The organism is Bacillus sp. UMB0893 (genome assembly GCF_002858905.1).
Lineage (GTDB): Bacteria > Bacillota > Bacilli > Bacillales > Bacillaceae > Bacillus_P.
The window spans coordinates 719,034-745,905 of record NZ_PKLB01000001.1; the positions used below are offsets into that span (position 1 = coordinate 719,034).

Consider the following 26,872-nt stretch of genomic DNA (forward strand, 5'->3'; position numbering starts at 1 on the left):
ACAGATTAATGCATATAATTGCATTTTATTTGATGTACCTTCATGCTTCTTTCACATGGTTGAAATCCTCTCTAGGTTAACTTGGGAGGTTTTTTTATGGCTAAAAATTTAAAACAGCGACAGGCGAAATCGATACTCAAAGTAAAAGATTTAAAAAAACATTATGGAGATCAGGTCATCCTGGAAAATGTCCAGTTTGAACTGAAGGAAGGAGACTGCGTTGGATTAGTCGGCTATAATGGTGCCGGCAAAACAACTCTTGCCAATCTTTTGTATGGCAAACTTAGCCCTGATGGGGGAAGCATTACAAGAAAAAAAGAACTGAAAATTGGCTATTTACTGCAATCTGTTGATTATTCCGTTCATGATTTCAAAGGGGTTTTAGCTGATCAGAGCGGCGATCGTTTGTTTGAAACAACAAAAAAATTAGGGTTAGAAAAAGTGCAAAAGTGGGAGGAAGATCGGCTGCACCATTTAAGCGGCGGTGAGAAATTAAAGCTTGCGCTTGCCCATGTATGGTCATCTAAACCTGATTTGCTGATTTTGGATGAACCGACAAATCATTTGGATTTTCAAGGAATTGATTGGCTTGTAAATCAGCTGAAAACGTTTAAAGGTGCAGTTCTTATCATTTCTCATGATCGTTATTTTCTCGATATGACTGTATCTCATATATTCGAACTCGAAAATAGAACTTTAAAAGAGTTCAAAGGGAATTACTCCTATTATAGAGATGAAAAGAAAAGGCTTTTTGAAGAACAGCGCCATCAATACGAAGTGCAGCAGCGCTATAAAGAAAAGATTGAAGGGCAAATGGAAAATCTGAAAAATTGGTCTGATAAAGCACATCGCGAATCAACCAAACAAGGGAGTCCCTCTGAACGAAAACAAATAGGCTTTAAGGAATACAACAGGGTAAAAGCAAAAAAGATGGACATCCAGGTTCGATCAAAAATGAACCGATTAACAGCTGAGCTTGACAAAAATAAAATTGAAAAGCCAAATGAAGAAGTAAAGGTTATGTTTCAATTTGATGCGAGCGGAAAGAGAGGCAAACGAATTCTTGAAGCGAAGGGACTTGAAAAAAACTTCGAAGATCTGCAGTTAATTAAAAAAAGCCATTTTTATATAAAACATGGAGAAAGAATTGGAATTATCGGGAAAAATGGAGCTGGAAAAACGACACTCATTCGAATGTTTCAAGATATTGAGGGTGTAACATCCGGGGAACTATGGAAAAGTGAATCAATGAAACTGGCCTATTTAAGCCAGGATGTAAACGACTTACAAGAAAATGTACCTGTTCTTGACGCACTAGATCTCCATGAGAGAGAACAGATTTTAAGAGCGCGCACTATATTCGCAAACATTGGTCTAAGTGAAGATAAACTTCAGCAAACAATCGGATCTTTAAGCTTAGGAGAGCGAACCCGAGTAAAGCTAGTATCAATGATCTTGAAAGATTATGATGTGCTAATCCTGGATGAGCCGACAAATCATCTTGATCTCCCAAGCCGGGAGCAGCTTGAGGAAACGCTTAATGAGTTTGAAGGTACCATCATGATTGTATCTCATGATCAGTATTTCATAAACAAACTATGTGACAAACTGCTTGTATTTGAAGACGGCATGGTTCGCAGAGTTGAGATGAGCCTTGATGAATACAATGCAAAGGCAAAAAAAGAATTCAATGAATCTGATATAGAAAAAGAATTGCTGAAAATAGATAACCAATTAACAGCTGTTTTAGGCAAACTCAGTGTCATCAGCAGAGAAGACCCGACTTTTAATGAACTTGATGCAGAGTATGGCAGATTATTAAAAGAAAAGAAAAAGCTAACATGATAGAAAAAAGGCTAAGACGTATTGTCTTAGCCTTTTATCACCCAAAAATCAGCTTTTAGTAGCAGATAATATTTGAACTTCCAGATTTCCATTTTTTTGATCTGTAATGGTTTTTATAATGACTGGATAGTCCTTATTGTTCATGAATTTAAAATCTTTTCCTCCCCATGATACAGTTGCATCCTGATTTAACGGAACATAACCAACCTCTTTTGAGTGGTGATGAAGCTCAATAATCTCAAGACCCGCCTTGGCAACAGCGTTATACAGAGTGCTTGAGGTTTGGCAAATTCCTCCGCCGATTCCTTCAACAAACTCTTTATTTACGATTTCAAGTGCTTTTTGATAACCGCGTGCCGGTGTTCGCTCACCAACAACTAAATTGAAATAAAATCGGTCCCCTGGTCCTAAAACAATCTGATCAATTGTATTTGAAGAAAGTTCTATGTTTGTGCTTCTTCCTGCAACTGAAGGATTAAAAACCGTTTTATAGCTCCCGATAATTGATTGTTTTGCTCCGTTTAAGGCTTCTTGTGTGATGTTTGGAGCTGTTTCAGTAATTGGCAAGGATATTTCATGATTAAACGCTGAGAGATTCATCAGGTTATTCATGAGAGCTTCTTCATCTAAAACGACACGGTTTTGGCCAGGCACAAGCTTGCCGTCAGCTGTGACTTTTGAAGGTGTCATCGGCTGATCATATTTTTCAGCCATTTGCGTAACCAGAGTTTGCATTGCTGCTTCGTGTTTGTCTTTTTCCTTATAATTACTTGGAATAAAAGTTGTAACTTTACTGCCATCTCTGCTGTCAATTAAAGCGAATTCTTGATTGAAAGCTATTTCTTTTGCAGAAACAGCTTTTGCGCTCACGGCATTATTTGCTATGATAAACCGTTCTTTCTCCCCTAAACCGCACCCGCTTACGACAAAAATAATTGACACGAACAATAACAAGCGTTTAATGTTGTTCTCCCCCAGTAATAAGTAAATTAATATATTTTATGAGAATCATACATCAGGTAAGACGGAAAAGGAAAGGGGAAAGTTTCAATATTTTGGAGGAAAATAGAATTATTTTCAAATACTTGATTTATTTGGCCTGAAGGAGTAGAATAATAAAATAATAGAACAAATGTTCTTGTTTTATCGAAAAAAAGAACCACACCAGAATGTGGCTCTTTCTATCTTATTTTGAAACCTTTTGCAATTTATGAATGACTTGAAGGGATCTTCCAGTCCCTATTGCAACAGATTCCAGCGGGCTTGGTGCAAGATGAACAGGGACAACAATTTCTTCGCTCAGCCATTCCTGCATGCCATTCATTAAGGCGCCTCCGCCTGTTAAAATGACGCCGCGATCGACAATATCGCCGCTAAGCTCAGGAGGGCAGTCTTCAAGTGTAGCGCGAATGGCTTCTAAAATATGAAGCAATGATTCTCTCATAGAATTCTGCATTTCAGTAGATGACAGCGTTATGGTTTTTGGAAGACCTGTAACGAGATCACGTCCTCTTACTTCCATTAATAATTCATCATGTTTCACAAGTGCATAGCCAATTTCCATTTTTATATTTTCAGCCGTACGTTCTCCTATTAGCAGGTTGTAATTTTTTCGAACGTAGCCAATAATATCTTCATCAAGCTGATCTCCGCCAATTCGGATAGAATGACATGAAACAACACCGCCAAATGAAATGATGGCAACCTCTGTAGTTCCGCCCCCGATATCAACAATAACATTTGCAATAGGTTCATCCACAGGCAAATCTGCTCCAATCGCAGCAGCTACAGGCTCCTCAATTAAGTGGACAATTTTAGCACCAGAATTTTTGACGGCATCATGAATCGCACGTCGTTCTACACTAGTTGCACCTGATGGGGTACATACGACGACAGTAGGTTTTCGAATCGAAAATCCTAATATTTTTGAAGCTTTTTTCATAATTTGCTTAAGCATTTCAGTTGTGACATCATAATCAGCTATTACCCCATCTTTTAGCGGACGAACTGCCACAATTTTGCCTGGAGTTTTACCAATCATGTTCTTAGCTTCCGTTCCTACGGCCAATACATTCTTTGTTACTGTATCAATCGCCACAACGGACGGTTCATTTAATACGATACCTTTATCCTTGCTGTAGACAAGAATATTAGCTGTACCTAAGTCGATACCAATTTCAGAAGTAGAAAACATTTAACTTCACCCAATCCTCATAGATTTCGAGTCTTTAATATTGATTCTGCGAATGGTGTCGATTTATGGGGGTAGGAGCATCTTATTTTTATTAATTATGTATTTTTTCTGGTTTACAGGGAAAAAGAAAAAGAGTCATTTAAAAGGAAGTGCATATAAATGGATTTAAAATTCTGCAAGCATTCATTTGTTGTAAAAACCAGCATCGTATTGCCTTCGGACACGAATAATTACGGCACATTATTCGGCGGAAAGCTGATGGCTTATATTGATGATGTAGCAGCAATCTCTGCTACAAGACATGCCAGAGCACATGTAGTGACCGCTTCGACGGATTCTGTGGACTTTCTGCATCCCATTTATGAGGGGAATTCTGTCTGCTTAGAGGCTTTTGTTACATATACCGGAAGAACTTCAATGGAAGTCTTCGTTAAGGTTATTGCAGAAGATTTAATAAGCGGGAACCGAAATGTATGTGCATTGTCGTTTTTAACAATGGTTGCTGTTGATGAACACACAAGACCGACCCCGGTTCCGGAAGTAGTTCCAGAATCAGATGTTGAAAAGATGCTGCATGATTCTGCATTAAAACGCGCTTCTATTCGGAAAAAACGCAAAGAGGATACTGAGAATATGGCAGCTGTTTTTGGAACGGATTATCCTTGGTGATGATTAAGATGTGCAAAAAAGACAAAGTGTAAAAGGAACAGGGACACCGTTCCCTGTTTCTTTAAAAATCTGCCGCCTTGCTGCTTTTTCCAAACCACCATTTTAAAAGACTTGGCACAAAAAGAAGAATGAACAGCAATCGGATAAATTGAAGCGAGCTTACAACTGCCGCATCGGCTCCAATTAATTCAGCTGTGAGAACCATCTCAACTAAGCCGCCTGGAGCTAGACTCAGAACAGCTGTTTGAATAGACAGACTTGTTAAAGACGATAGAAGATAGCCAAACACAAAGGACAATCCAATAAGGAGCAATGTTAATACGAAATAGACACCACAGTATTTCCCCCCTATCTTCAAATCCTTCAGAGTCATTTTTAAGCCGATGCTTGTTCCAACTGTCAATTGTGCAAATACAATCAAAAAGTGGGATAATCCAGGCAGAGGGACTCCGGTTATTTGCAATATGGCTGTCATTGCCATAGGTCCAATAACAAAAGCAGCGGGTACATAATGCCGTAAAAAATACCCAGCTAGTATACTTAAGAAATACCATAAATAGTAGAAGTATGACAGCTCATTCTTGTTCAATTGAGAATTCAAAGCAATAGCAGCTTCAGCAGGCTGAAAAAGATGCACAACAATAAATGGAACGAGAAAAACGACTGTCATTAAACGCACAGTCTGAAAAACGACCACTAATGAAGAATTAGCTTTAACGGATTCTCCTGCTGCCACCATTTCAGATAGCCCGCCTGGTATAGTACCAAAAACACTTGTAATTTTATCAACCGCAATAAAACGGGTGACAAGCAAACTGTTAATTATGCTAAAAGTAATCAGTAAGAGAGTAATGAACAAAAAAGGCAATAAATATGGAATCACGGTTGTAAACGTCGTAGCCGTAAAAGAAAGACCAAAATAAATGCCCAGAATAACAAATCCTGAATTGCTTAAAAGAACGGGAGACTCAAGCTGCCGATTTGTTAAAGATCGCCAAAGGATCAATGCTGTCATAGAGCCTAATATCCAAGGAAGCGGCGCTTGGAAAGTATAAAAAAGGAAGCCCCCTAAAAATGCGACAATATACGTTTCCAACAATTTAGTGAAAGAATACTTCATAGAGGCTGTCCTCCTAATCTGAATACTATTTTAGTTTATCATGAAATGGAAGGAAGTTTCCTTTTTAACCCCTCATTAACAGGCAGCTTCACTTTATATGTAAAGGTTCTTTTCGTAAAGCTTGTTGCTTTTAGAAAAAATGGTAAAAACTTTAGTGGATTGTAGGGGAAGGCACTTGACTCCTGCTGGATATAGAGGGGAAAGCAAGTGCCTGCAGCGGAAATCCACGGGTTATATTTATATCCAATAACAACAATCAATGCGAGAACAGCCTATGTAAAAGAAAGGGAGAAAGGATTATGAAAAGATTATGTGTAATACCTTGCGGAAATAAAAAAATTTGGGATAAGGAACCGCATCTTGGTAAAGCCGAAGCGCAGTTCGCTTATATTGGCACCTTTCATTTGCTGTGTCAGCAATATGCAAGAGTATTTTTTGATGATTGGGTGATACTTTCTGCTAAACATGGTTTTTTGAGGCCAAGTGATTATGTTCCAGGTAATTATGATGTTTCATTTAATATGAAATCAGATGAAGTAATCAATCTTGAACAATTAAAGATGCAATCAGCTGATAAATCCTTGTCACAATATAAAAGTTTTGTAGTTTTAGGGGGTAAGAAATTTAGACCTATCATTGAAACCATTTTTGAAGGAGAATATATTTATCCTCTTGAGTCATGCACTGGAATTGGATATATGCAGCAAAAGCTTAAAAAGGCACTGTTAGCAAACCATGAAATTTAATAAAGTTCAGTTATTATTCTAATTCTTTATTGTCGAAATATACAGATAACTTCATAAAGTGTTATAATAATAGATAGAATAATAATGAAAAGGTGCTGCGATGAACAAATATACCGGTCGAATTATGATTGTTTCATTAGCTGTATTTATTCTATTCATTTGGAATATCTATGATTATTATTTTGTGAGCCATTCGATACATTGGATGCTCCGCAGTATTCTATACATCATAATCTTGGCTGTAGTTTGGAAATTCGGGGCTTATTTTGATCGTTCAAAACTGTTAATTAAACAGTTAAGCGAGAGTCAGCGCCGGTACAAAAATCTTCTGGATGAGACAAAAATGGTCCTTGATAATATTCAGGAAGTTGTGTTTCAGACAGATGGTGAAGGGAATTTTATTTATTTAAATCCTGCATGGACGGCTGTGACTGGATACAAACGGGCTGAGAGCCTGTATTCAAGTTTTTACCACTATCTTCCTTTTGAAGAGAAGTCAAAAGTGAAAACGACGCTTATGGATTATACCTATTCTAAAAGCCAAGAGGGCAGACTGGAAACAACGTATCGCAAAAAAAGCGGCGGTGAATTTTTTGCAGATGTGCACTTTAAAATGTACTACGATCAGGATGGATATTTAATTGGGACTGTCGGAACCATACACGATATTACAGAGCGTAAACTCGCTGAGCAAGAGTGGAGGGAGTTGAATGAGCATTTGGCATTAAAGTCTCAGAAACTCTCGATCGCAGGACAGCTTGCTGCAGGGATTGCTCATGAGGTCAGAAATCCGCTTACATCTATCAACGGGTTTCTGCAGCTGATCAAAAATGAATTTCCTGAAAAAGATACATATTTCAATATCATCTTTGAGGAAATTAAAAGAATTGAGCTTGTTTTAAGTGAAATGCTAGTTCTTTCCAAACCGCAGGCTATACATTTTAAGGAAAAGAATGTAATCACTATTCTTGACCAAGTAGCGGCCTTGATTGAATCGAACGCAACATTAAATAATATTCAATTAGTAAAAGAATTGCCGGAAGATGAAATTTTAGTAGATTGCGATGAAAATCAATTAAAGCAAGTTTTTATCAATTTAATAAAAAATGCGATTGAGGCCATGCCTAATGGGGGAAATATCACATTAAGCTGTTGCGTAAAAGGCAGTTCAGTAATCGTATCTATCACGGATGAAGGTATTGGAATACCAAAAGAAAAAATATCAAAGCTTGGAGAACCGTTTTTTTCTACAAAAGATAAAGGAACTGGTTTAGGGCTGACTGTTTGTTTAAGAATCATTAAAGATCACTATGGCCACATCAATGTTACAAGCCATACTGATGAAGGCACAACGTTTGAGGTTGTGCTGCCTGTAATGAATCATAGGTCATTACTAGAACCTGTTTAAGGAGAATGGGAAGATGAAATGCCATTTATTTGTCTATGGTACACTTCGTTATTTGGAAAAAAATCATAGGTTCATTAAAAATGAGTTTTGCATCGCCCAGCAGGCTTGGGTAAATGGAAGACTTTATCAGACAAGCCATGACTATCCTGCAATGATTCTTGGAGATGAGAGGGTTTATGGTGAATTGTACGAGATTGATGAGGCACTGCTCTTTAAAATACATGAACTAGAAGGCTGCAGCGGACCAGAATCCAGTGACAACCTCTTTGATTTTGTTCCTGTTCGTGTTTATACAGATGTAAAAGAATATGATGCATTTAGTTATGTCATGACTCCAGAGAAAGTAGAAAACAAGCAGGAAATTATTAGCGGTGACTGGAAAGAGCATCATTTTGGATTGAAGAAATCCACTGGAACTCTTTATTTTGCATATGGATCCTGCATGGATGCAGAGCGATTTCGAAAAGCTGCGGTTGATCATCACTTCATTGATGTTGTAGGCTGCGGAAAACTAGAGAATTATTCTGTTAAGTTCACCGTTACAATGGAAGACGGGGGGCGTGCCGATTTAGTGGAAGATGGCGGAAGTGCTGAAGGGATATTGTATCGCGTACCAAGAGAAGCAGTTGAATACCTTTACCTGCGAGAAGGAGTTGACAGTAAACTATATCGTCCAGCCTTTGTAAGTATAGAAGTGAATGGAATGATATATGAACAATGCCTTACGTTTACCGTGATACATAAAAAGGATGAATATCGTCCGCCAGACCATTATTCAGCTGAGATACTGCGGGGTGCAGAAGGAAGACTTGGTGCAGAGTATATTCAGAAAATACGTGATTATATGGAAGGACTCCCCTATTATAAACCGTGATAACAGAGAATAGCTTTCTCTTTGTTTGAACATTTGTTCAATATTTCACAATTTGTTATGAAGCTTTTTCATATAGTTATGTGTGCTAGGTTCATTAGATAATGATACAAAAAGGAGATGCGATTTCATTGGCAGAACTTGATAGTGTCATACTCAGCCGGATGCTTACGACATTAACCCTTGCGTTTCACATTATTTTTGCAACGATAGGAGTAGGAGTACCAGTCTTAATTTCGATCGCAGAATTTATCGGTATCAAGAAAAGAGATCCTCACTATATTCTCCTTGCAAGAAGATGGACTCGGGGATTTGTAGTAACTGTGGCAGTAGGTGTTGTAACAGGAACTTGTATAGGACTGCAGTTATCCTTATTATGGCCAAGTTTCATGGAAATTGCTGGTCAGGTTATATCCTTGCCGCTTTTTATGGAAACGTTCGCTTTTTTCTTTGAAGCAATCTTTCTGGGTATCTATTTATATACGTGGGACCGGTTTGAAAAACCGATTTACCACTGGCTTATTTCAATACCAATCGTCATAGGATCATCAATGTCAGCGGTATTCATTACAACTGTAAATGCGTTTATGAACACTCCGCAAGGTTTTACGCTAAAAGGCAGAACCATTACGGGTATTGACCCGATTGCTGCGATGTTGAATCCTGCAGCACCTTCAAAAGTCTTTCATGTCCTTATGTCCTCTTATATGACATCTGCATTTGTGCTTGCAGCAATAACGGCACTTATGATTATTAAAGGGAGGAAAACAGATTACCATAAAAAAGCCCTTCAAGTTACGATGGTGTCTGCACTTGTATTTTCATTTGGTACTGCCCTTGCAGGGGATCTTTCGGCAAAATTTCTTGCAGAACATCAGCCTGAGAAACTTGCTGCTGGTGAATGGCATTTTGAAACAGAAGCCGGTGCGGATTTGATTTTATATGGCACATTAAATGACGAAGGGGAAATTGAAAATGAGATTCGTATTCCAAAGATGCTCAGTTTTCTCTCCTTCAATGATTTAGATGCAGAAGTAACGGGTCTAAATGAGATTGAAGAAGATTTGAGACCGCCATTATGGATTCATTATTTGTTTGATACGATGATTACGATTGGGATGTATGGGCTCGGAATATCATTACTATTTGTATTGTTTGGAAAAATAAGAAGTTTGAATGGTTTTCAATCATGGCTGCTATGGCCGATTGTGGCTGCTGGTCCGCTTTCAATGATTGCTATAGAGGCGGGGTGGATATTTGCTGAAGTCGGCCGGCAGCCATGGATTCTTAGAGGTTATATGAAGGTAGCTGAAGGAGCTACAACTTCAGATCATGTAGGATTGATGTTTCTGCTGTTTTTCGGCTTGTACACACTTCTTGGGACGCTATGTATCATTGTACTATTGAGGATGTTTAAAGAAAATCCGGCTGAAGCCGAGCTTGAGTACCGATTTAAATAGGAAGGGGAAAATGATATGGACATTCCAATTATCGGCATGACAGTTCTGTGGATTTTTCTATATGGATACCTAATTGTTGCCTCTATTGACTTTGGAGCTGGTTTTTTTGCTTTTTATGCCCAAATGACAAAGCGGGATGATATCGTAAATAACCTGATAAGCCGTTATTTATCACCTGTTTGGGAAGTGACCAATGTATTTTTCGTCTTCTTTTTTGTCGGGATTGTAGGCTTTTTTCCCCAAACGGCTTATTATTATGGAACAGCTTTGCTCGTTCCCGGCAGCATTGCGCTAGTATTAATCGCAATCCGGGGTTCTTTTTACGCTTTTGGGAATTATGGGGCAAAGGACAGTCTTTTCTATACATTTTTATATGGAGCAACGGGGCTTCTTATTCCTGCTTCGTTATCAACAGCCCTGTCAATATCTGAAGGAGGCTTTTTAGAAGAACGAAATGGCACTGTCGTTTTTTTGACAAAAGAATTATTTACTAGCTTTTATTCCTGGAGTGTAGTCTTTCTTGCAATCGTGTCTGTACTCTTCATAAGTGCATCTTTTTTAACCTACTATGCGGATCGTGCCTCAGACAGCAAAGCACTGGAGCTGCTTAGAAGGTTTGCACTCTTTTGGGCACCGCCAACTATATTGGCTAGTTTCCTTGTTTTTCTCTCATTGAAGCAGCACAATCCGGGGCATTTCAAGCAAGCGCTTGAAATGTGGTGGATGTTTGGACTATCCCTTTTATTTTTTATGATTTCCGTCTGGCTTATCTATACTGGTAAAAAATATGGAACAGCATTTATAATGGTCATGCTTCAATTCTTCTTTGCATTCTTTGGTTATGGAGCTTCCCATTTGCCGTATATTCTTAATCCATTTGTTACCATTTACTCTGGATATACGAATGAAACAATGGGCATCACACTTGTCGTTGTCTTTATTGCCGGGCTGCTGCTCCTGATCCCGTCGCTAGTATTGCTTTTGCGGTTATTTTTATTTGATGCTGATTACGTTAAAGGGAAAAGGTAAACTTGAAATCATTTTTACTATTGTCGCTGGTATGTTAAAATCTGCTTATAGAATGATCGCTGGAGGGCTTACATATGAAAAAAGATTTTGCAGTAATTGGTTTAGGACGATTCGGGGGCAGTATTTGCCGAGAGTTAAGTGAAGAAGGCATGGAAGTGATGGCTATTGATCTTGATGAAGATAAAGTAAATGAATTTGCCAATATTGCTTCCCACGCTGTGGTTGGCGATTCAACGGACGAAGCTGTATTAAAAAGCCTGGGAATTCGTAACTTTGATCATGTTATCGTCGCAATCGGTGATAATATTCAATCAAGTATTTTGACAACACTGATGTTAAAAGAACTTGGAGTGAAATTTATTACTGTAAAAGCCCAAAACGATTATCATGAAAAAGTATTATCTAAAATAGGTGCCGATCGGATTGTTCATCCAGAAAGAGACATGGGGAGAAGAATCGCACATAATCTAATTTCAAATAATGTTCTTGATTATCTGGAACTTTCTGATGAACATAGCATCGTTGAAATTGTCGTCAATAACAAACTTTCAGGCCACACGCTGATTGATCTTGACATACGTGCTAAATATGGAATAAACATCGTGGCGATTAAAAGAGGAAAAGAAATTTTTGTTTCCCCGCAAGCAGATGAAGTGATTCATAAGGAAGATATTTTAATCGTAATTGGTGCAGATACTGATATTGATCGCTTTGAAAAAAGAGTATTAGAAGCTTAAATATAAAAAGACACTCATGTGTCTTTTTTATATTGCAAAAATAAAAGGTTAGTGTGCATCTTGGCAAGCGTAAGCACCTAATTTAATGAAAAAAAGAAATGCTTATGAATTCGCACTGCTGATTTTCTTGCCGTTTAGGAAATTATAAAAGGTAACAAGTTGTGGATGATGAAATAAAGTTATCTACGGCAAGGTTCGGCGCCTAGCTCACTGTGAAAAAGACAATTGTTCAGGAGAAGGCAAAAAGCGCCTTCTCCGGTTAAATGACACTTGATTTTCAGGTGCGTCATTTAACCCGGGTCAATTCCTATTTTCTTCGCGAGCTGACCAAGTCTCCTGCGCTTTTGTGATAAAGGAACGTTTGTTCTTAATGGATTGTGGTATAATGGAAGATGTATACATTCGTGAACAAATGGGTGGTCGGCTAGCCCCTGTCTCTTCTCTTTTTGAAAAAAAGAAAGGGGGTGATGCCTTGGTGACAGTATATGAGAGCTTATCATTTGCAATTTCATTTGCAACGCTTATCATTGCCGTTCTGTCGTTTGACCAGAAAAAATAGACCTCCCAACTTTGTCATTTGCGGGTGAGGTCTCTTTTTAATTGTTTCATTAGATTGCCGACCCCAAGCATCTGGGACCGAATGTATGCATGGCCGTAAGTGTTGCTGCACTTGCGGTCATTTTTATGTTATTCTTCTTTATATTTATAATACCATAGTTTTGGAAATTTATAAAAAGTGCAGCCGTTTCGTTAAAAAAGATTGACTGCTGTGTTTATGACGAGTACTATATGTTACTAATCAACTAAAAAAAATAAAATGAACTCGTATAATATTGGAAATATGGTCCAAAAGTTTCTACCGAACTGCCGTAAAAAGTTTGACTACGAGGAATGTTTATAAAAGAGGCAAAAGAACTTTGTCTTTATTTATTGCACTCCTCCTGATGATTGAAAGCGAGGGGTCTTTGCAATGAAACGAAAAGAACTGATAGACGCAATTGATGTAAGTACAAAACGGAAGAAAGCAGATGTTGTTTATAAAAATGCCAGAATTGTCGATGTCTTTAATTTAGAAATCGTAAAAGGGGACGTTGCGGTTACGAATGGAATGATTGTTGGAATTGGAGAATTTCACGGTGAACAGGAGATAGATATAAACGGGATGTTTATTTGTCCTGGCTTAATTGACGGACATGTTCATATTGAATCATCGATGGTTCCTCCGCATGAATTTGCAAAAGTAATTTTACCTCATGGTGTAACAACTGTGATTACAGATCCGCATGAAATTGCCAATGTTTCTGGCGTTAAAGGTATTCAATATATGCTTGACAGTTCTGAAGGCGCATTGCTTGACGTGCTTGTGATGCTGCCTTCAAGCGTTCCAGCCACAAGCTTTGAGCATGCGGGAGCTAAATTAGAAGCAAGTGATTTAGAACCGCTTTTCCACCATAAACGTGTGATTGGTCTTGCAGAAGTAATGGATTATGTTGCGGTTCAAGCAGCATCTGAGAGTATGATAAATAAGCTGGATTTGGCGCAGCAATTTTCAAGCGTCATTGATGGCCATATGGCAGGTTTGTCTGCGGACATGGTTAATGTATACCGGACAGCGGGAATCATGACAGACCATGAAGTAACAAGTGTGGAAGAGGCACAAGAACGGCTCAAACGCGGCATGTTTGTTTTAATTCGTCAAGGGTCGGTTGCGAAGGATCTTCCTAATGTGATCGGTGTCGTAAATGAAAGAAATGCAAGAAGATTATTATTTTGTACAGACGATAAGCATTTGGATGATTTAGTGAAAGAAGGGAGCATTGATCATAATATCAGACTCGCGGTTAAACATAACCTTGATCCGATGATTGCAATTCAGATGGCAACATTAAATGCTGCAGAATGCTACGGATTAAAAAACAAAGGGGCGATTGCACCTGGATATGCAGCTGATTTGCTGATCTTGAGCAGCTTAGAGGAATTCAAGATTGAACAGGTATACAAAGCTGGAAGACTGATTTCTGAAGGCGGAAAAATGATAAACGAAAAGAGAAGCAAAATTGATCCGCCAGAAGCCATATTGAACACAGTCCATCTGGATGAGATTCATCCTTCAGATCTTAGCCTGCCTATAAATAATGATCATGCTGTTCCAATTATAGAAGTCATTCCTAATCAGCTGGTTACAAAAAAAATCTATGAAAAAACAAGAACAGAAAAAGGTGTTTTTATCCCGTCAACTGATTTGGACCATTTGAAATTAATAATGGTTGAAAGACATAAAAGAACAGGCTTAATCGGCAAAGGAATTGTAAAAGGATTTCAGCTGAAAAAAGGTGCTTTAGCTACTACGATATCACATGATTCTCATAACTTGATTGCAGTTGGATCCAATGATGCTGATATCCAGCTTGCCATTTCTGCTCTAAACTCAATTTCAGGCGGCTTAGCTATAGCAGCAGAAGGTGAAATTCTTGCCGTACTGCCTCTCTCCATATCAGGATTAATGTCTGTACAGCCGTATGAGGAAGTGCTTTGCAGTCTTGCGGGCATTCATAATGCCTTAAAGGAGGTTGGGCTCCCTTCTGACTTTAACCCATTTCTAACTTTGTCATTTCTTGGACTTCCGGTCATACCTGAGCTGAAAATAACGTGTTTGGGAATCTTTGATGTTCATGCTTTTAAGCATCTGAAATATGAATAAATAAGAAAACAAACCGGCCTATTTATAGGCCGGTTATTTATGTAGGATCATTAAGAAGATCATCTATTAGTGTTCTAATGGAAAGTGTTTCGTCTGTTTGCCATCTAGCTGCAGGAGCTTAACAACTTTCTTTGTAGCAGGGCTGATTAAATCTGCATTAACACCTTTACCCTTAAGGTGCTGCACGAATTTTTCTAGAGAGGACGGCTTCTTCATCATTAATAGGCACTACCTTTCTATCATCCAAAATTTGACAAAAATATACAATCATATACGTGAACTATGACTGAACGGTCAGTACAAATTTATTATACATGAAATAATATACATCTTCAATATACTTCAACAATCTTTGAAAGGATACAAACTAAATTTATATATAAACCAAATCAACATGAAAAACAAAAAAAGCTGCCAAAAAGGCAGCTTTCTTAATTACACCTCCATTATGATAGGTAATATCATCGGGCGGCGTTTTGTTTTTTCGTAAAGGAAAGGTGCCAGCGTGTCTGTAATTTCATTTTTAATTTCAGACCACTGACTAGTACGGCGTTCCATCACTTTATTTAAGTGTTTTGTAATAAGAACTTGAGCATCGTTGATAAGGTCTCCTGATTCTCTCATGTAGACAAAACCGCGTGAGATGATATCAGGACCAGCTGAGATCTTGAATTCCTTCATGTTTATGCTGACTACAACAATTACCAGGCCTTCTTCTGAAAGAATACGGCGATCGCGCAATACGATGTTTCCGATATCGCCGATCCCGCTTCCGTCAATATAGACAGATCCAGAAGGTATTTTGCCTGCAACAGATACTTCACGGTCGCTCAGTGCAAGAACTTCACCGTTATCCATGATGAAGCAGTTTTCTTCAGCGACGCCACAATCCTTTGCAAGTCTTGAATGCATGATCTGCATGCGGTATTCACCATGTATCGGCATGAAATATTCAGGCTTCATAAGTCGCAGCATTAACTTTTGTTCTTCCTGACCGCCATGACCTGAAGTATGAACATCGCTTAATGCACCGTGAATGACATCAGCACCTGCACGGTAAAGCTGGTTGATTGTGCGGCTGACGCTGATCGTGTTACCCGGAATCGGAGAAGAAGAAAATACAACCGTATCTCCAGGGATGATTTGAATTTGACGGTGAGTTCCGTTTGCAATTCTTGAAAGAGCTGCCATTGGTTCACCCTGGCTGCCTGTACATAAGATGGTAACTTTGTTTGCAGGCAAGCGGTTAATTTCATGCGGTTCAACAAATGTTTCTTTTGGACATTGAATATATCCCAGATCTTGTCCGATTGCAATGGCGGATTCCATACTGCGTCCGAATACGGCAATTTTACGGTTATGCTGTACAGCTGCTTCAACTACTTGCTGAAGTCTATGAATGTTAGAAGCAAAAGTAGCAAAAATAACACGGCCGTCTACTTTACGGAAAATTTCTTGAATGCTTTCACCTACACGGCGTTCTGACATTGTGAAATGAGGAATTTCACTGTTTGTGCTGTCTGAAAGCAAGCATAAAACGCCTTCTTTTCCGATTTCAGCCATCTTTGTTAAGTTAGCTGGCTCGCCTACCGGAGTGAAATCAAACTTGAAATCTCCTGTATGTACGATATTTCCTGGCGGTGTCTTAACAACCACTCCATAAGAGTCTGGAATGCTATGTGTTGTTCTGAAGAAGGTAACAGACGTTTTTCTGAACTTTATAATGTCATCTTCTTTGATTTCATAAAGTTTTGCCTGACGTAATAAACCGTGCTCTTCAAGTTTGTTGCGAATCAAGCCAAGTGCAAGCTTCCCTCCGTAAATCGGTACATTTACTTGCTTTAAAAGATAAGGAATTCCGCCGATGTGGTCTTCATGTCCGTGAGTGATGAACAGACCTTTAATTTTATCCTCATTTTTAACTAAATACGTATAATCAGGTATCACGTAGTCAATTCCAAGCAATTCCTCTTCAGGGAATTTAATGCCGGCATCGATCATAATAATTTCATCTTGAAATTGTACTCCATACGTGTTTTTTCCAATTTCTCCGAGTCCACCAAGTGCGAAGACCGCAACTTGATCATTTTTAACAAATTTCATAAAAATCAAATCTCCAATACTTTAAAGTTTTCGTTTTGTTTTTCGTATTCCAGAAAAGCTCCATCAACAGACTGAATAAATTCGATGTTATAAAAACGGTCCTTCAGCTTATTTCGGGCATCGCCTTCTGTTTTTGCCTCTAAAAAAAGGGTTTGTGTTTTTTCACGAACAGGAACTTCATTTATTTTGTTCTGATAATAAACTTTGAATAACATTGCCAAATCTCTCCTTAACTGCCGTATGTTAGACTAACTTGTTCTATTATATGCGATATTCTTCGCTAAGCCAACCCTCATAAGCATCAGGCGCCTTTTCATGAGAAAAAAACCCTTAATATGAGAAAGGGTTTCCTTTAAGCAATCGATTTTCTGCCAAGCAGCGTTTTCCATTGCGACCTTAATCTTCGTCTCAGTCTTTTCATCATTTGCGGTCTCACTCCTTATCTTGTCCCATATGAATTCATGTGCTGATCCGTCCTTAATCTGCCAAATTTAGTATATGTGAAATACCGTCAACTTAACATGGGTATTTGTGGGAAATGTCTATTTTTTAGTCTTGAAAAAATGAGTAGACTTTATGAAAGGCAGTGTTATCAGCTTAATAATCGATTTTAGCAGCCTGGTATTTTTTTTGTGGGTTTTTACGATTTTTTTTCACTATTTCTTCATTTGAAAAGCGTGAGAAACATTTTTATGAATGGTTTTTACAGTTGAGAAGCTGTAAATTTTCCTTTATGATGGGTCTTGTTAAGGTTAATTATTCCATACAGGATAGGAGCTTTTTTATGAACGGGAAAGTAATATTTTTCGATATAGACGGAACGTTATTGAATCATAATAAGGAAATACCTGACTCCACTCGAAAAGCCATTCAAGATTTAAAAGAGGCGGGACATCATGTTGCGATCGCGACTGGAAGAGCTCCGTTCATGTTTGAGGACTTAAGAGATGAACTTGGAATCGATTCCTTTGTGAGTTTTAATGGTCAATTTGTTGTTTTCGAAGGCAGTGTCATTTATAAAAATCCGCTTAATAAAGAGAGACTTGAGGAATTGCTTGAATTTGCCTATGAATCAGCGCATCCATTAGTTTTTATGAGCGACGATACAATGATGTCGACTGAATCGGATCATCCTTATATCCACGAAAGCATGGGGACGCTGAAATTCATGCATCCTGAGCCGGATCCTGAATTTTATAGAAACCACGAAATTTATCAGTCCCTTCTTTTCTGTAAAGTTGGTGAAGAAGAGAGCTACAAAAAATATAAAGATTTTCATATCATTCGCTGGCATGACCTCGCAACAGATATCCTTCCATTTGGCGGGTCAAAAGCGGAAGGCATTAAAAAACTTATTGAGCGATTGAATATTGATAAGTCTGATGTGTACGCTTTTGGAGATGGATTGAATGATTTAGAAATGATTAAATATGTCGGAACTGGTGTAGCTATGGGGAATGCTGTTCCAGGGCTGAAAGAAATTGCTGATGAAGTGACAACGGATGTTGATCAGGATGGAATACTCAATGGTCTGAAAAAGATTGGACTTCTATAAGAAAAGCGGAAGGGCCTGTTTAGCGCAGGCATGACTTAAATGAATCCAGCAGAAAAGTCCGGATTTGACTTTTTTTGTCGGATTTGTTCTGGCGGGGAGTTTGGCGTTAGCGCTCGCCATCAATGTAAAAAAACCTGTCTGCTATTTTTAGCAGACAGGTTTTTTACCGTTCGATGGCGATTGCATTTTCTGGTTCACGCATAGGATCTTCTTCATCTATATGGTCATAGAACATGACGCCGTTTAAATGATCAATTTCATGCTGAAATACGATTGCAAGCATGCCTCTGAGTCTTAAGTCAACTTCTTCTCCTGCGAGTGTTACAGCTTTCACGCGAATCCTGGCATATCGGGGAACATACCCAGGCACCGGGCGGTCAACCGATAAACAGCCCTCACCGCTTGTTAAGTAGCTTTTTTCAACCGAATGACTGATGATTTTCGGGTTATACAGCGCATAGCTATGCAAAATGTCTTTTTCATCAGTCATTCGAATGGCTATCATGCGCTTAGATACGTTTATTTGTGGTGCTGCAAGGCCTATTCCGGGTCTTAATCCGTATTTTTCAATCATCTCAGGATCTTGACTGTTTTTTACATAATCAAGTAAATCCTGCAGCGTTTTTTTATCTTCATCTGAAGGCGGCATTTGAACTTCTTCTGCCGATTTTCGAAGTGCCGGATGGCCTTCTCTAATAATATCATCCATCGTAATCATAAGGGACCACGCTCCATTTCTTGCAAAATCATTTATATAAGTATAAAGGAATTATATAAAAACGAAAAGTCCGGCTTGTCCTATCTTCCAAATTCCAAATGACTGTTTAAGCAAAGAGCGGCATGCCCACAAAGAATGTGGGCGTCTGAGGCCGCAATCTTTAATTAGTAGTTGCCTACAAAGGCTGCGCCAACAATAATTAATAGAATAAACAAGACAACTATCAAAGCGAAAGAGCTTCCTCCGCCTTCTGGGTATCCATAACCATATCCAGGATAACATCCGTACATGTAAAAACCTCCTCTTGATTATGACGGTCAGAAACTGGGTGTTTGCCTGAACGTCTTCTATAAACTATGTCGGCTCGGGCGTATGTGTATAGACTAGTGCCCAGGCCAATCAAAATCCGCATTAATTTTAATCAGACTTCATATGATTTTTATGTGATAGGATAAGAAAATCAATGATTTTAATGAAAGGCTCTTTTCATCAAGTTTGTATTGCTTTTAGAAAAAAGGGCTAAAAACTTTAGTGGATTGTAGCGGAAGGCACTTGACTCCTTCGGGAAATCGAGGCTCCCATCCCTCACAGCGGAAAGCAAGTGCCTGCAGCGGAAATCCACGGGTACAATGAATAACCAAAAACAACATTCAATGCGAAAACAGTCTTATGAAAAGAAAGATATTGTAAAAAAAGGGAGAACGCCTTATAGTTATAATTGTTGAATTGGTTAGGGGGACCCACAGTGACAAAGTTTTCAAAAGCAGTATCCGCTGCGGCGGCAATCTTATTTGGATCAGCAGTAATGACTGGGTGTCTAGGATCTTCCCCAGAGGAAGAAATGTACTCGGCTCTGGAAAAAGTGGTATCACTTGAAGACACATTTGAACAGCAGCAGCAGCCTTTGATTGAACTTGAAAAAGAAGAAAATGAACTTTATGAAGAAATTATTTCCTTAGGAATGAAAGAATACGATAAAATTGTATCACTTTCTAAAGAAGCCATATCTGTAGTGGAAGAACGAGAGAAGCGGGTAGAGGATGAAAAAGAAAGCATTGATGCTTCTGAAAAAGAATTCGATAAAATAGCAGAACTTGCAAAGAATCTTAAAGAAGACGGCACTAAGGAAAAAGCAGTAAAGCTGCAGGAGCTGATGGAAAAACGATATGCATCGTATGACGCTCTTTATGCTTCTTATAAAGACGCCATTTCTTTAGATAAAGAACTATATGAAATGTTTCAAAATAAAGATTTGAAACTAGAAGAGCTGGAAGCGAAAATTTCGGAAATAAACAGCAGTTACGAGAAAGTATTAGCCGAAAACAAAAAATTCAATGAATTTACCGAACAATATAATCAAGAAAAAATGGATTTTTATAAAGAAGCAAACATTGAAGTGGAGCAGCCGAAACAAAACGCTTCGAAATGATATAGAAATGAGCCTGGTGAGTGAACATGACTCTCCAGGCTTTTTTTGATAAATGTCAAAAATGTAAGCGTAAAACAAATTTCTTCAGCTGATAAACCCTAGTAAATGTGTTGGGCAGGCTGAGTTCAAGCCAGCTGAATCATAGAAATAGAGTATTCTGTATCGATTATTATAGTACAGTGTTATAAATAGTTATAGTACAGATTGATAAAAAGGGAATAAAAGTAAAAATAATAAAGCATTGAACTTTTGAGAATGTCGGTATAAATCAATTGACGAACATATTTTTTATGGTGTACACTTAGAACTGTTGAAATGAATTGTATTAATTTCTTTCATCACTTAAATTAGTACAGATATTTGTACTGTCCAATACATAGAGAACGTTTCGGCATTCTCTCAGGTGGTATAAAGATATATAGAGGATAGCCTAAAAAAATGTGTCAGGCGTACTCATTTTGGGTAGGCTAATGCTGTATGTGTCAGTAATTATCTAGAACTATTTTTTTATAAGCGAAAGGATAGGTGACTAAAGATGGCTGCTAAGACTAAAAATGCTGTTGTTGACAGCAAAAAGCAATTCGAAGGAATTGCGAAGCAGTTTGAAACGTTCCAAATTCTGAATGAACAGGGCGAGGTTGTAAACGAAGCTGCAATGCCTGATTTATCAGATGATCAATTAAAAGAATTAATGCGCCGTATGGTTTATACGCGTATTTTGGACCAGCGTTCTATTTCACTTAACCGTCAAGGACGTTTAGGATTTTATGCTCCAACAGCAGGACAGGAAGCATCACAAATCGCTTCTCATTTTGCACTTGAAAAAGAAGATTTCGTTCTTCCAGGATACCGTGATGTTCCGCAAATTATCTGGCACGGCCTTCCATTATACCAAGCATTTTTATTCTCACGCGGACATTTCCATGGAAATCAGTTCCCTGAAGATGTAAATGCAATTTCACCGCAGATCATCATTGGTGCACAAATCATTCAGACTGCCGGTGTTGCTCTTGGCATGAAAAAGAAAGACCTTAAAACTGTTGCAATCACTTATACTGGTGACGGCGGTGCATCTCAAGGCGACTTCTATGAAGGTATTAACTTTGCAGGCGCTTATAAAGCTCCGGCGATTTTTGTTGTGCAAAACAACCGTTTTGCGATTTCAACACCTGTTGAAAAGCAATCTGCTGCTCAAACAATCGCACAAAAAGCTGCAGCTGCAGGTATCGTAGGAATTCAAGTTGACGGCATGGATGCACTTGCTGTATATGCAGCAGTACGTGATGCACGTGAGCGAGCTGTAAATGGCGAAGGACCAACATTAATTGAAACACTTACTTACCGTTATGGCCCACATACTATGGCTGGCGATGATCCAACACGCTACCGTACAAAAGAGCTTGATAACGAATGGGAAGAAAAAGATCCTCTTGTACGTTTCCGTAAATACTTAGAAAACAAAGGCTTATGGAACGAAGAAGAAGAAAATAAAGCAATTGAACAAGCGAAAGAAGATATTAAAGAAGCTATTAAAAAAGCAGATGAATATCCAAAACAAAAAGTTACAGATTTAATGGAAAACATGTACGAAGAAATGCCATACAATCTGAAAGAGCAATATGAAATCTACAAAGCAAAGGAGTCGAAGTAAGCCATGGCTCAAATGACAATGATTCAAGCAATCACCGATGCGCTGCGCTCAGAATTAAAAAATGATTCTAACGTCTTAGTGTTTGGAGAAGATGTTGGTGTAAATGGCGGCGTTTTCCGTGCTACTGAAGGATTACAAAAAGAATTTGGCGAAGACCGTGTATTTGATACACCTCTTGCTGAATCAGGAATCGGCGGTCTTGCGATCGGTCTTGGATTAACAGGATTCCGTCCTGTAGCTGAAATTCAATTCTTCGGTTTCGTTTATGAAGTAATGGACTCTATTTCAGGCCAAATGGCTCGTATGCGCTACCGTTCAGGCGGACGCTGGTCGTCTCCAGTTACAATCCGCTCACCATTCGGCGGAGGCGTTCATACACCTGAACTTCATGCTGACAGTTTAGAAGGTCTTATGGCTCAGCAGCCTGGTGTGAAAGTTGTTATTCCTTCAACTCCATACGATGCAAAAGGACTTTTAATCTCTGCTATTCGTGATAACGACCCTGTTGTATTCCTTGAGCATATGAAGCTTTACCGTTCTTTCCGTCAGGAAGTTCCTGAAGAAGAATATACAATTGAAATCGGCAAAGCTGAAGTAAAAAGAGAAGGTTCAGACCTTTCTATTATTACTTACGGCGCAATGGTGCATGAGTCATTAAAAGCAGCAGAAGAGCTTGAAAAAGAAGGAATTTCTGCTGAAGTGATCGACCTTCGCACAATCAGTCCATTGGATATCGATACAATCATTGCATCTGTTGAAAAAACAGGCCGTGCGATTGTTGTACAAGAAGCTCAAAAGCAAGCAGGCATTGCAGCTAACGTTGTTGCTGAAATCAATGACCGTGCGATCTTAAGCTTAGAAGCTCCTGTACTTCGCGTGACAGCTCCAGACACCGTATTTGCTTTCTCTCAAGCTGAAGGTGTATGGCTGCCAAACTTCAAAGATGTAATTGAAACAGCTAAAAAAGTAATGAATTTCTAATTATACATTTCTGAGAAAAGAAATCAGAGGGTCCAGGAAGAATGGCGTGTTAATGTTCCATGATAAGCGCGGCCGAGCTGCGTGATAGCACTTGAACAAACATCAAATGTTTATTCTTTTGAAACCTGCAAACTGGTTTCTTTTCCATATGAAAAATAGGAGGTAATATACCGTGTCATTCGAATTTAAAATGCCGGATATCGGTGAGGGTATCCACGAAGGTGAAATTGTAAAGTGGTTTATCAAGCCAGGCGATGAAGTAAACGAAGATGATGTACTGGCTGAAATCCAGAACGATAAAGCTGTCGTTGAAATTCCTTCTCCTGTAAAAGGAAAAGTTATTGAGCTTAAAGTTGAAGAGGGAACTGTTGCAACTGTTGGACAAACTCTTATCACATTTGATGCTCCTGGTTACGAAAACCTTAAATTTAAAGGTGATGACCATGGGGATGAGCCTGCTAAAGAAGTGAAAACAGAAGCACAAGTTCAATCTACAGCTGAAGCTGGCCAAGATGTGAAAAAAGAAGAAGCTCCTAAACAAGAAACAGCAGAAGCTACAGGCGCAGGTGCACAGGATCAGGCTGAAGTCGATCCAGACCGCCGTATCATTGCAATGCCTTCTGTACGCAAATATGCACGTGAAAAAGGCGTTGAAATCCGCCAAGTATCTGGATCAGGCAAAAACGGACGCATCGGCAAAGAAGACATTGATGCATTCTTAGAAGGCGGCTCTAAACCTGCTGAAACGCAAACTGAAGCTCCTCAAACAGAAGCTAAAGAAGAAAAAGCAGAGCAAAAAGCACCTGCAAAACAAGCTGTTCCAGAAGGCGACTTCCCGGAAACACGCGAGAAAATGAGCCCAATGCGCAAAGCAATTGCTAAAGCAATGGTAAACTCAAAACATACAGCTCCACATGTAACTTTGATGGATGAAGTGGATGTGACGAAACTAGTTTCTCACAGAAAACAGTTCAAAGGTGTTGCAGCGGAGCAGGGAATTAAGTTAACATATTTACCGTACGTAGTGAAAGCTCTTACATCAGCGCTTAAGAAATATCCGGTTCTTAACACTTCTATCGATGACAAAACAGAAGAAGTGATTCAAAAGCATTACTACAACATCGGTATTGCTGCTGATACGGAAAAAGGACTTATGGTTCCAGTTGTTAAAAACGCAGAACGCAAATCAATCTTTGACATTTCTGATGAAATTAACGGCTTAGCTACTAAAGCACGCGACGGTAAACTTTCTGCTGCGGAAATGAAGGGCGCTTCTTGTACAATTACAAACATCGGATCAGCTGGCGGACAATGGTTCACTCCAGTAATTAATCACCCAGAGGTTGCAATCCTTGGAATCGGCCGCATTGCTGAAAAAGCAATCGTAGTTGACGGTGAAATTGTTGCTGCTCCAGTGCTTGCTTTATCATTAAGCTTTGACCACCGCATGATCGATGGTGCTACAGCACAAAATGCATTAAATCACATTAAGCGTTTATTGAACGACCCACAACTTATTCTAATGGAGGCGTAATCGATGGTAGTAGGAGATTTCCCTATTGAAACAGATACTCTTGTCATTGGTGCGGGACCTGGCGGCTATGTAGCTGCCATCCGCGCTGCACAGCTTGGACAGAAAGTAACAATCGTAGAAAGAGGAAACCTTGGCGGCGTTTGTTTGAACGTTGGATGTATTCCTTCTAAAGCGTTAATCGCTGCGGGTCACCGTTTTGAACATGCAAAACATTCAGAAGACATGGGTATCATTGCTGAAAATGTAACAGTTGATTTTACAAAAGTTCAAGAATTCAAAGCAGGCGTTGTGAAAAAGCTTGTCGGCGGAGTTGAAGGACTACTTAAAGGAAACAAAGTTGAAATCGTTCGCGGCGAAGCTTATTTTGTTGACAGTGAATCTATTAAAGTTATGGATGACAATTCATCTCAAACTTATAAATTCAAAAATGCAATCATCGCTACAGGTTCACGCCCGATTGAAATTCCAGGATTCAAATATTCTAAACGCGTTTTAGATTCAACTGGCGCGCTAAGCTTAAATGAAATCCCTAAGAAAATTGTTGTCATTGGTGCAGGCTACATCGGCACTGAGCTTGGAACAGCATATGCTAACTTCGGTTCTGAAGTAGTTTTCATTGAAGCAATGGATGAGATCTTAATGGGCTTTGAAAAGCAAATGAGCTCACTTGTAAAACGTAACCTTAAGAAAAAGGGAAACGTTGAAATCCATACAAAAGCGAAAGCTAAATCTGTTGAAGAAACAGAAAACGGCGTAAAGGTAACATTTGAAGTAAAAGGCGAAGAGCAGACAGTTGAAGCTGACTACTTGTTAGTAACAGTTGGACGCCGTGCTAACACAGACGAGCTTGGCCTTGAGCAAGTTGGGGTTGAAATGTCAGACCGCGGCGTGATTAAAATTGATAAGCAGTGCCGCACAAGCGTTTCTAACATCTTTGCAATCGGTGATATCGTTGAAGGACCTCCTCTTGCACATAAAGCTTCTTATGAAGGCAAAATTGCTGCAGAGGTAATCGCCGGAGAGAACGCTGAAATTGATTACTTAGGAATTCCTGCTGTTGTATTCTCTGAGCCTGAACTTGCTTCAGTAGGCTACACAGAAGCACAAGCTAAAGAAGAAGGACTTGAGGTTGTTGCTGCTAAGTTCCCATTTGCTGCAAATGGACGTGCACTTTCTCTTAACCAAACAGACGGATTCTTAAAACTGGTTACACGTAAAGAAGACGGTCTTGTTATTGGAGCGCAAATTGCTGGTGCTGCAGCTTCTGATATGATTTCAGAGCTTAGCCTTGCAATTGAAGCCGGCATGACTGCTGAAGATATTGCGATGACAATTCATGCGCATCCAACATTGGGAGAAATCACAATGGAAGCTGCTGAAGTTGCAATCGGAAGCCCGATTCACATCGTGAAATAATAGAGAACCCCTTAATGAACCTTCATTAAGGGGTTTTTTCTTTATGAATTTCTGAGATATGAATAAGGAAATCCCTGAATTCCGTTTAATTTCAGAAAAAATAAAAAGGCGGTTAAAATAATCACCGCCTGCTATCGAATAAATATAGTGATCAATGTCCGCTGCTTTTTGAAAGAGCTTTAATGACAGGACTAATAATTTCTTGTTTATTCCCAACATGACCCTCAATTTGAAAGATGACCTTATTTTTGTCCACAACAACGAGAGAAGGGTACGTATCAACATCGAAAGGATATTCTTCTTCAACACTTGATTCGATAAATTGTATACCTTCAACCTCTTCTGGGAAATCACGCTTTAAATCAATTAAGGCGTCATAATAAACGGATTCCCTATGTACATCTTGATCATCTGAAAAAAATAAGAGTTTTCTTTCTTCCGGCTGATTAATCGTCTCAGAAGTGAAATTCAGACTGCAAGATGATAGAAGAAATACTGGCATGATGAAGGCGACAATAACCGACTTTGCCATATTGCCCACCTCTTTTAGAGTGAAATGGTCGTACATCACACATTCATCGCGGTAATAAGCTATTACTTCTTACCTAATTTTATAAGGCCGATTACTTAAATTAATGCTATTTTATCATGTTTTCCGAAAATTCCCTTGAATGTTACCTATTTGTTACATAAATGAAAAATATA

The 26,872-nt window shown here is 38.9% G+C and carries 25 protein-coding genes and 1 riboswitch; of the genes, 16 read left to right on the forward strand and 9 right to left on the reverse strand.

The features are described from left to right. Nucleotides 1-96 precede the first annotated feature (96 nt). Nucleotides 97-1,845, forward strand: a complete 1,749-nt coding sequence (abc-f, locus tag CYJ36_RS03670; RefSeq protein ID WP_101564890.1) for a ribosomal protection-like ABC-F family protein — start codon at nt 97-99, stop codon at nt 1,843-1,845. Nucleotides 1,846-1,893: 48 nt separating this feature from the next. Here abc-f and CYJ36_RS03675 read toward each other — a convergent pair whose 3' ends face one another. Both CYJ36_RS03675 and mreBH read right to left on the reverse strand, forming a co-directional pair. Next, the gene (locus CYJ36_RS03675; protein ID WP_101564892.1) at nt 1,894-2,787 is read right to left on the reverse strand and encodes a VanW family protein; all 894 of its coding nucleotides are present in this window, start codon (nt 2,785-2,787) and stop codon (nt 1,894-1,896) included. A 244-nt stretch (nt 2,788-3,031) separates the two neighbouring features. Further along, nucleotides 3,032-4,039 (reverse strand): rod-share determining protein MreBH, encoded by a 1,008-nt coding sequence (gene mreBH / locus CYJ36_RS03680; protein WP_101564894.1) that lies wholly within the window; start codon nt 4,037-4,039, stop codon nt 3,032-3,034. 159 nt (nt 4,040-4,198) lie between these two features. Here mreBH and CYJ36_RS03685 point away from each other — a divergent pair, with 159 nt between their 5' ends. Beyond that, complete coding sequence (locus CYJ36_RS03685; RefSeq protein WP_101564896.1) at nt 4,199-4,708, forward strand: acyl-CoA thioesterase; 510 nt, start codon at nt 4,199-4,201, stop codon at nt 4,706-4,708. 61 nt (nt 4,709-4,769) lie between these two features. Here the strand turns inward: CYJ36_RS03685 and CYJ36_RS03690 are convergent, their stop codons facing one another. Beyond that, nucleotides 4,770-5,828, reverse strand: a complete 1,059-nt coding sequence (locus CYJ36_RS03690; protein ID WP_101564898.1) for an AbrB family transcriptional regulator — start codon at nt 5,826-5,828, stop codon at nt 4,770-4,772. 299 nt (nt 5,829-6,127) lie between these two features. Between CYJ36_RS03690 and CYJ36_RS03695 the strand changes: the two genes are divergently transcribed. The 8 genes from CYJ36_RS03695 (at nt 6,128) to ade (ending at nt 14,780) form a co-directional block, all read left to right on the forward strand. Beyond that, nucleotides 6,128-6,574 (forward strand): DUF6884 domain-containing protein, encoded by a 447-nt coding sequence (locus CYJ36_RS03695; protein WP_101564900.1) that lies wholly within the window; start codon nt 6,128-6,130, stop codon nt 6,572-6,574. Nucleotides 6,575-6,674: 100 nt separating this feature from the next. Continuing rightward, on the forward strand, nt 6,675-7,982 hold the full coding sequence (locus CYJ36_RS03700) for an ATP-binding protein (RefSeq protein ID WP_101564902.1): 1,308 nt from the start codon (nt 6,675-6,677) through the stop codon (nt 7,980-7,982). 13 nt (nt 7,983-7,995) lie between these two features. Next, nucleotides 7,996-8,856, forward strand: a complete 861-nt coding sequence (locus CYJ36_RS03705) for a gamma-glutamylcyclotransferase (RefSeq protein WP_101564903.1) — start codon at nt 7,996-7,998, stop codon at nt 8,854-8,856. A gap of 101 nt (nt 8,857-8,957) precedes the next feature. Then, the gene (locus CYJ36_RS03710; protein ID WP_101564905.1) at nt 8,958-10,313 is read left to right on the forward strand and encodes a cytochrome ubiquinol oxidase subunit I; all 1,356 of its coding nucleotides are present in this window, start codon (nt 8,958-8,960) and stop codon (nt 10,311-10,313) included. A gap of 15 nt (nt 10,314-10,328) precedes the next feature. Further along, nucleotides 10,329-11,342, forward strand: coding sequence for a cytochrome d ubiquinol oxidase subunit II (locus tag CYJ36_RS03715; RefSeq protein ID WP_101564907.1), 1,014 nt, complete (start codon nt 10,329-10,331; stop codon nt 11,340-11,342). A 74-nt stretch (nt 11,343-11,416) separates the two neighbouring features. Then, complete coding sequence (locus CYJ36_RS03720) at nt 11,417-12,079, forward strand: potassium channel family protein (protein ID WP_101564909.1); 663 nt, start codon at nt 11,417-11,419, stop codon at nt 12,077-12,079. A 385-nt stretch (nt 12,080-12,464) separates the two neighbouring features. Then, entirely contained in the window at nt 12,465-12,638 is a 174-nt protein-coding gene (locus tag CYJ36_RS23540) for a putative holin-like toxin (RefSeq protein ID WP_180850062.1), read from the forward strand. Nucleotides 12,639-12,882: 244 nt separating this feature from the next. After that, a riboswitch (purine riboswitch) is annotated at nt 12,883-12,984 on the forward strand. 65 nt (nt 12,985-13,049) lie between these two features. Then, entirely contained in the window at nt 13,050-14,780 is a 1,731-nt protein-coding gene (gene ade / locus CYJ36_RS03725; RefSeq protein WP_101564911.1) for an adenine deaminase, read from the forward strand. 66 nt (nt 14,781-14,846) lie between these two features. On the opposite strand, the gene CYJ36_RS23545 is transcribed toward ade, so the two are convergent. The 3 genes from CYJ36_RS23545 to CYJ36_RS03735 all read right to left on the reverse strand — a co-directional run bounded on the left by CYJ36_RS23545 (nt 14,847) and on the right by CYJ36_RS03735 (nt 17,098). Beyond that, entirely contained in the window at nt 14,847-14,999 is a 153-nt protein-coding gene (locus CYJ36_RS23545) for a hypothetical protein (RefSeq protein ID WP_180850064.1), read from the reverse strand. Nucleotides 15,000-15,215: 216 nt separating this feature from the next. Further along, the gene (rnjA, locus tag CYJ36_RS03730; RefSeq protein ID WP_101564912.1) at nt 15,216-16,883 is read right to left on the reverse strand and encodes a ribonuclease J1; all 1,668 of its coding nucleotides are present in this window, start codon (nt 16,881-16,883) and stop codon (nt 15,216-15,218) included. 5 nt (nt 16,884-16,888) lie between these two features. Further along, nucleotides 16,889-17,098, reverse strand: a complete 210-nt coding sequence (locus CYJ36_RS03735; RefSeq protein ID WP_101564914.1) for a DNA-dependent RNA polymerase subunit epsilon — start codon at nt 17,096-17,098, stop codon at nt 16,889-16,891. 569 nt (nt 17,099-17,667) lie between these two features. Between CYJ36_RS03735 and CYJ36_RS03740 the strand changes: the two genes are divergently transcribed. Continuing rightward, nucleotides 17,668-18,438: a Cof-type HAD-IIB family hydrolase gene (locus tag CYJ36_RS03740; protein ID WP_101564916.1), complete on the forward strand. Its 771-nt coding sequence runs from the start codon at nt 17,668-17,670 to the stop codon at nt 18,436-18,438. A gap of 163 nt (nt 18,439-18,601) precedes the next feature. Here CYJ36_RS03740 and def read toward each other — a convergent pair whose 3' ends face one another. Then, entirely contained in the window at nt 18,602-19,156 is a 555-nt protein-coding gene (def, locus tag CYJ36_RS03745) for a peptide deformylase (protein ID WP_101564918.1), read from the reverse strand. 164 nt (nt 19,157-19,320) lie between these two features. Continuing rightward, nucleotides 19,321-19,446, reverse strand: coding sequence for a YjcZ family sporulation protein (locus tag CYJ36_RS03750; RefSeq protein WP_101564920.1), 126 nt, complete (start codon nt 19,444-19,446; stop codon nt 19,321-19,323). 455 nt (nt 19,447-19,901) lie between these two features. Between CYJ36_RS03750 and CYJ36_RS03755 the strand changes: the two genes are divergently transcribed. The 5 genes from CYJ36_RS03755 to lpdA all read left to right on the forward strand — a co-directional run bounded on the left by CYJ36_RS03755 (nt 19,902) and on the right by lpdA (nt 26,167). Further along, nucleotides 19,902-20,585, forward strand: a complete 684-nt coding sequence (locus tag CYJ36_RS03755) for a YkyA family protein (RefSeq protein ID WP_224773305.1) — start codon at nt 19,902-19,904, stop codon at nt 20,583-20,585. A gap of 535 nt (nt 20,586-21,120) precedes the next feature. Beyond that, nucleotides 21,121-22,236 (forward strand): pyruvate dehydrogenase (acetyl-transferring) E1 component subunit alpha, encoded by a 1,116-nt coding sequence (gene pdhA, locus CYJ36_RS03760; RefSeq protein ID WP_101564922.1) that lies wholly within the window; start codon nt 21,121-21,123, stop codon nt 22,234-22,236. A gap of 3 nt (nt 22,237-22,239) precedes the next feature. Continuing rightward, nucleotides 22,240-23,217, forward strand: a complete 978-nt coding sequence (locus CYJ36_RS03765; RefSeq protein ID WP_101564924.1) for an alpha-ketoacid dehydrogenase subunit beta — start codon at nt 22,240-22,242, stop codon at nt 23,215-23,217. A gap of 172 nt (nt 23,218-23,389) precedes the next feature. After that, nucleotides 23,390-24,751, forward strand: coding sequence for a dihydrolipoamide acetyltransferase family protein (locus CYJ36_RS03770; protein WP_101564926.1), 1,362 nt, complete (start codon nt 23,390-23,392; stop codon nt 24,749-24,751). A 3-nt stretch (nt 24,752-24,754) separates the two neighbouring features. Further along, a complete protein-coding gene (lpdA, locus tag CYJ36_RS03775; RefSeq protein WP_101564929.1) occupies nt 24,755-26,167 on the forward strand; it encodes a dihydrolipoyl dehydrogenase in 1,413 nt (470 codons plus the stop codon). A gap of 151 nt (nt 26,168-26,318) precedes the next feature. Here the strand turns inward: lpdA and CYJ36_RS03780 are convergent, their stop codons facing one another. After that, complete coding sequence (locus CYJ36_RS03780) at nt 26,319-26,699, reverse strand: hypothetical protein (RefSeq protein ID WP_101564931.1); 381 nt, start codon at nt 26,697-26,699, stop codon at nt 26,319-26,321. Nucleotides 26,700-26,872 lie beyond the last annotated feature (173 nt).

What these genes read in the sequence shown, in the direction of transcription:
- abc-f (WP_101564890.1), top strand. Translation starts at nt 97, where the DNA reads ATGGCTAAAAATTTAAAACAGCGACAGGCGAAATCGATACTCAAAGTA.
- mreBH (WP_101564894.1), bottom strand. Translation starts at nt 4,039, where the DNA reads ATGTTTTCTACTTCTGAAATTGGTATCGACTTAGGTACAGCTAATATT.
- CYJ36_RS03685 (WP_101564896.1), top strand. Translation starts at nt 4,199, where the DNA reads ATGGATTTAAAATTCTGCAAGCATTCATTTGTTGTAAAAACCAGCATC.
- CYJ36_RS03690 (WP_101564898.1), bottom strand. Translation starts at nt 5,828, where the DNA reads ATGAAGTATTCTTTCACTAAATTGTTGGAAACGTATATTGTCGCATTT.
- CYJ36_RS03695 (WP_101564900.1), top strand. Translation starts at nt 6,128, where the DNA reads ATGAAAAGATTATGTGTAATACCTTGCGGAAATAAAAAAATTTGGGAT.
- CYJ36_RS03700 (WP_101564902.1), top strand. Translation starts at nt 6,675, where the DNA reads ATGAACAAATATACCGGTCGAATTATGATTGTTTCATTAGCTGTATTT.
- CYJ36_RS03705 (WP_101564903.1), top strand. Translation starts at nt 7,996, where the DNA reads ATGAAATGCCATTTATTTGTCTATGGTACACTTCGTTATTTGGAAAAA.
- CYJ36_RS03710 (WP_101564905.1), top strand. Translation starts at nt 8,958, where the DNA reads ATGATACAAAAAGGAGATGCGATTTCATTGGCAGAACTTGATAGTGTC.
- CYJ36_RS03715 (WP_101564907.1), top strand. Translation starts at nt 10,329, where the DNA reads ATGGACATTCCAATTATCGGCATGACAGTTCTGTGGATTTTTCTATAT.
- CYJ36_RS03720 (WP_101564909.1), top strand. Translation starts at nt 11,417, where the DNA reads ATGAAAAAAGATTTTGCAGTAATTGGTTTAGGACGATTCGGGGGCAGT.
- CYJ36_RS23540 (WP_180850062.1), top strand. Translation starts at nt 12,465, where the DNA reads ATGGAAGATGTATACATTCGTGAACAAATGGGTGGTCGGCTAGCCCCT.
- ade (WP_101564911.1), top strand. Translation starts at nt 13,050, where the DNA reads ATGAAACGAAAAGAACTGATAGACGCAATTGATGTAAGTACAAAACGG.
- CYJ36_RS23545 (WP_180850064.1), bottom strand. Translation starts at nt 14,999, where the DNA reads ATGATGAAGAAGCCGTCCTCTCTAGAAAAATTCGTGCAGCACCTTAAG.
- rnjA (WP_101564912.1), bottom strand. Translation starts at nt 16,883, where the DNA reads ATGAAATTTGTTAAAAATGATCAAGTTGCGGTCTTCGCACTTGGTGGA.
- CYJ36_RS03735 (WP_101564914.1), bottom strand. Translation starts at nt 17,098, where the DNA reads ATGTTATTCAAAGTTTATTATCAGAACAAAATAAATGAAGTTCCTGTT.
- CYJ36_RS03740 (WP_101564916.1), top strand. Translation starts at nt 17,668, where the DNA reads ATGAACGGGAAAGTAATATTTTTCGATATAGACGGAACGTTATTGAAT.
- def (WP_101564918.1), bottom strand. Translation starts at nt 19,156, where the DNA reads ATGATTACGATGGATGATATTATTAGAGAAGGCCATCCGGCACTTCGA.
- CYJ36_RS03750 (WP_101564920.1), bottom strand. Translation starts at nt 19,446, where the DNA reads ATGTACGGATGTTATCCTGGATATGGTTATGGATACCCAGAAGGCGGA.
- pdhA (WP_101564922.1), top strand. Translation starts at nt 21,121, where the DNA reads ATGGCTGCTAAGACTAAAAATGCTGTTGTTGACAGCAAAAAGCAATTC.
- CYJ36_RS03765 (WP_101564924.1), top strand. Translation starts at nt 22,240, where the DNA reads ATGGCTCAAATGACAATGATTCAAGCAATCACCGATGCGCTGCGCTCA.
- lpdA (WP_101564929.1), top strand. Translation starts at nt 24,755, where the DNA reads ATGGTAGTAGGAGATTTCCCTATTGAAACAGATACTCTTGTCATTGGT.
- CYJ36_RS03780 (WP_101564931.1), bottom strand. Translation starts at nt 26,699, where the DNA reads ATGGCAAAGTCGGTTATTGTCGCCTTCATCATGCCAGTATTTCTTCTA.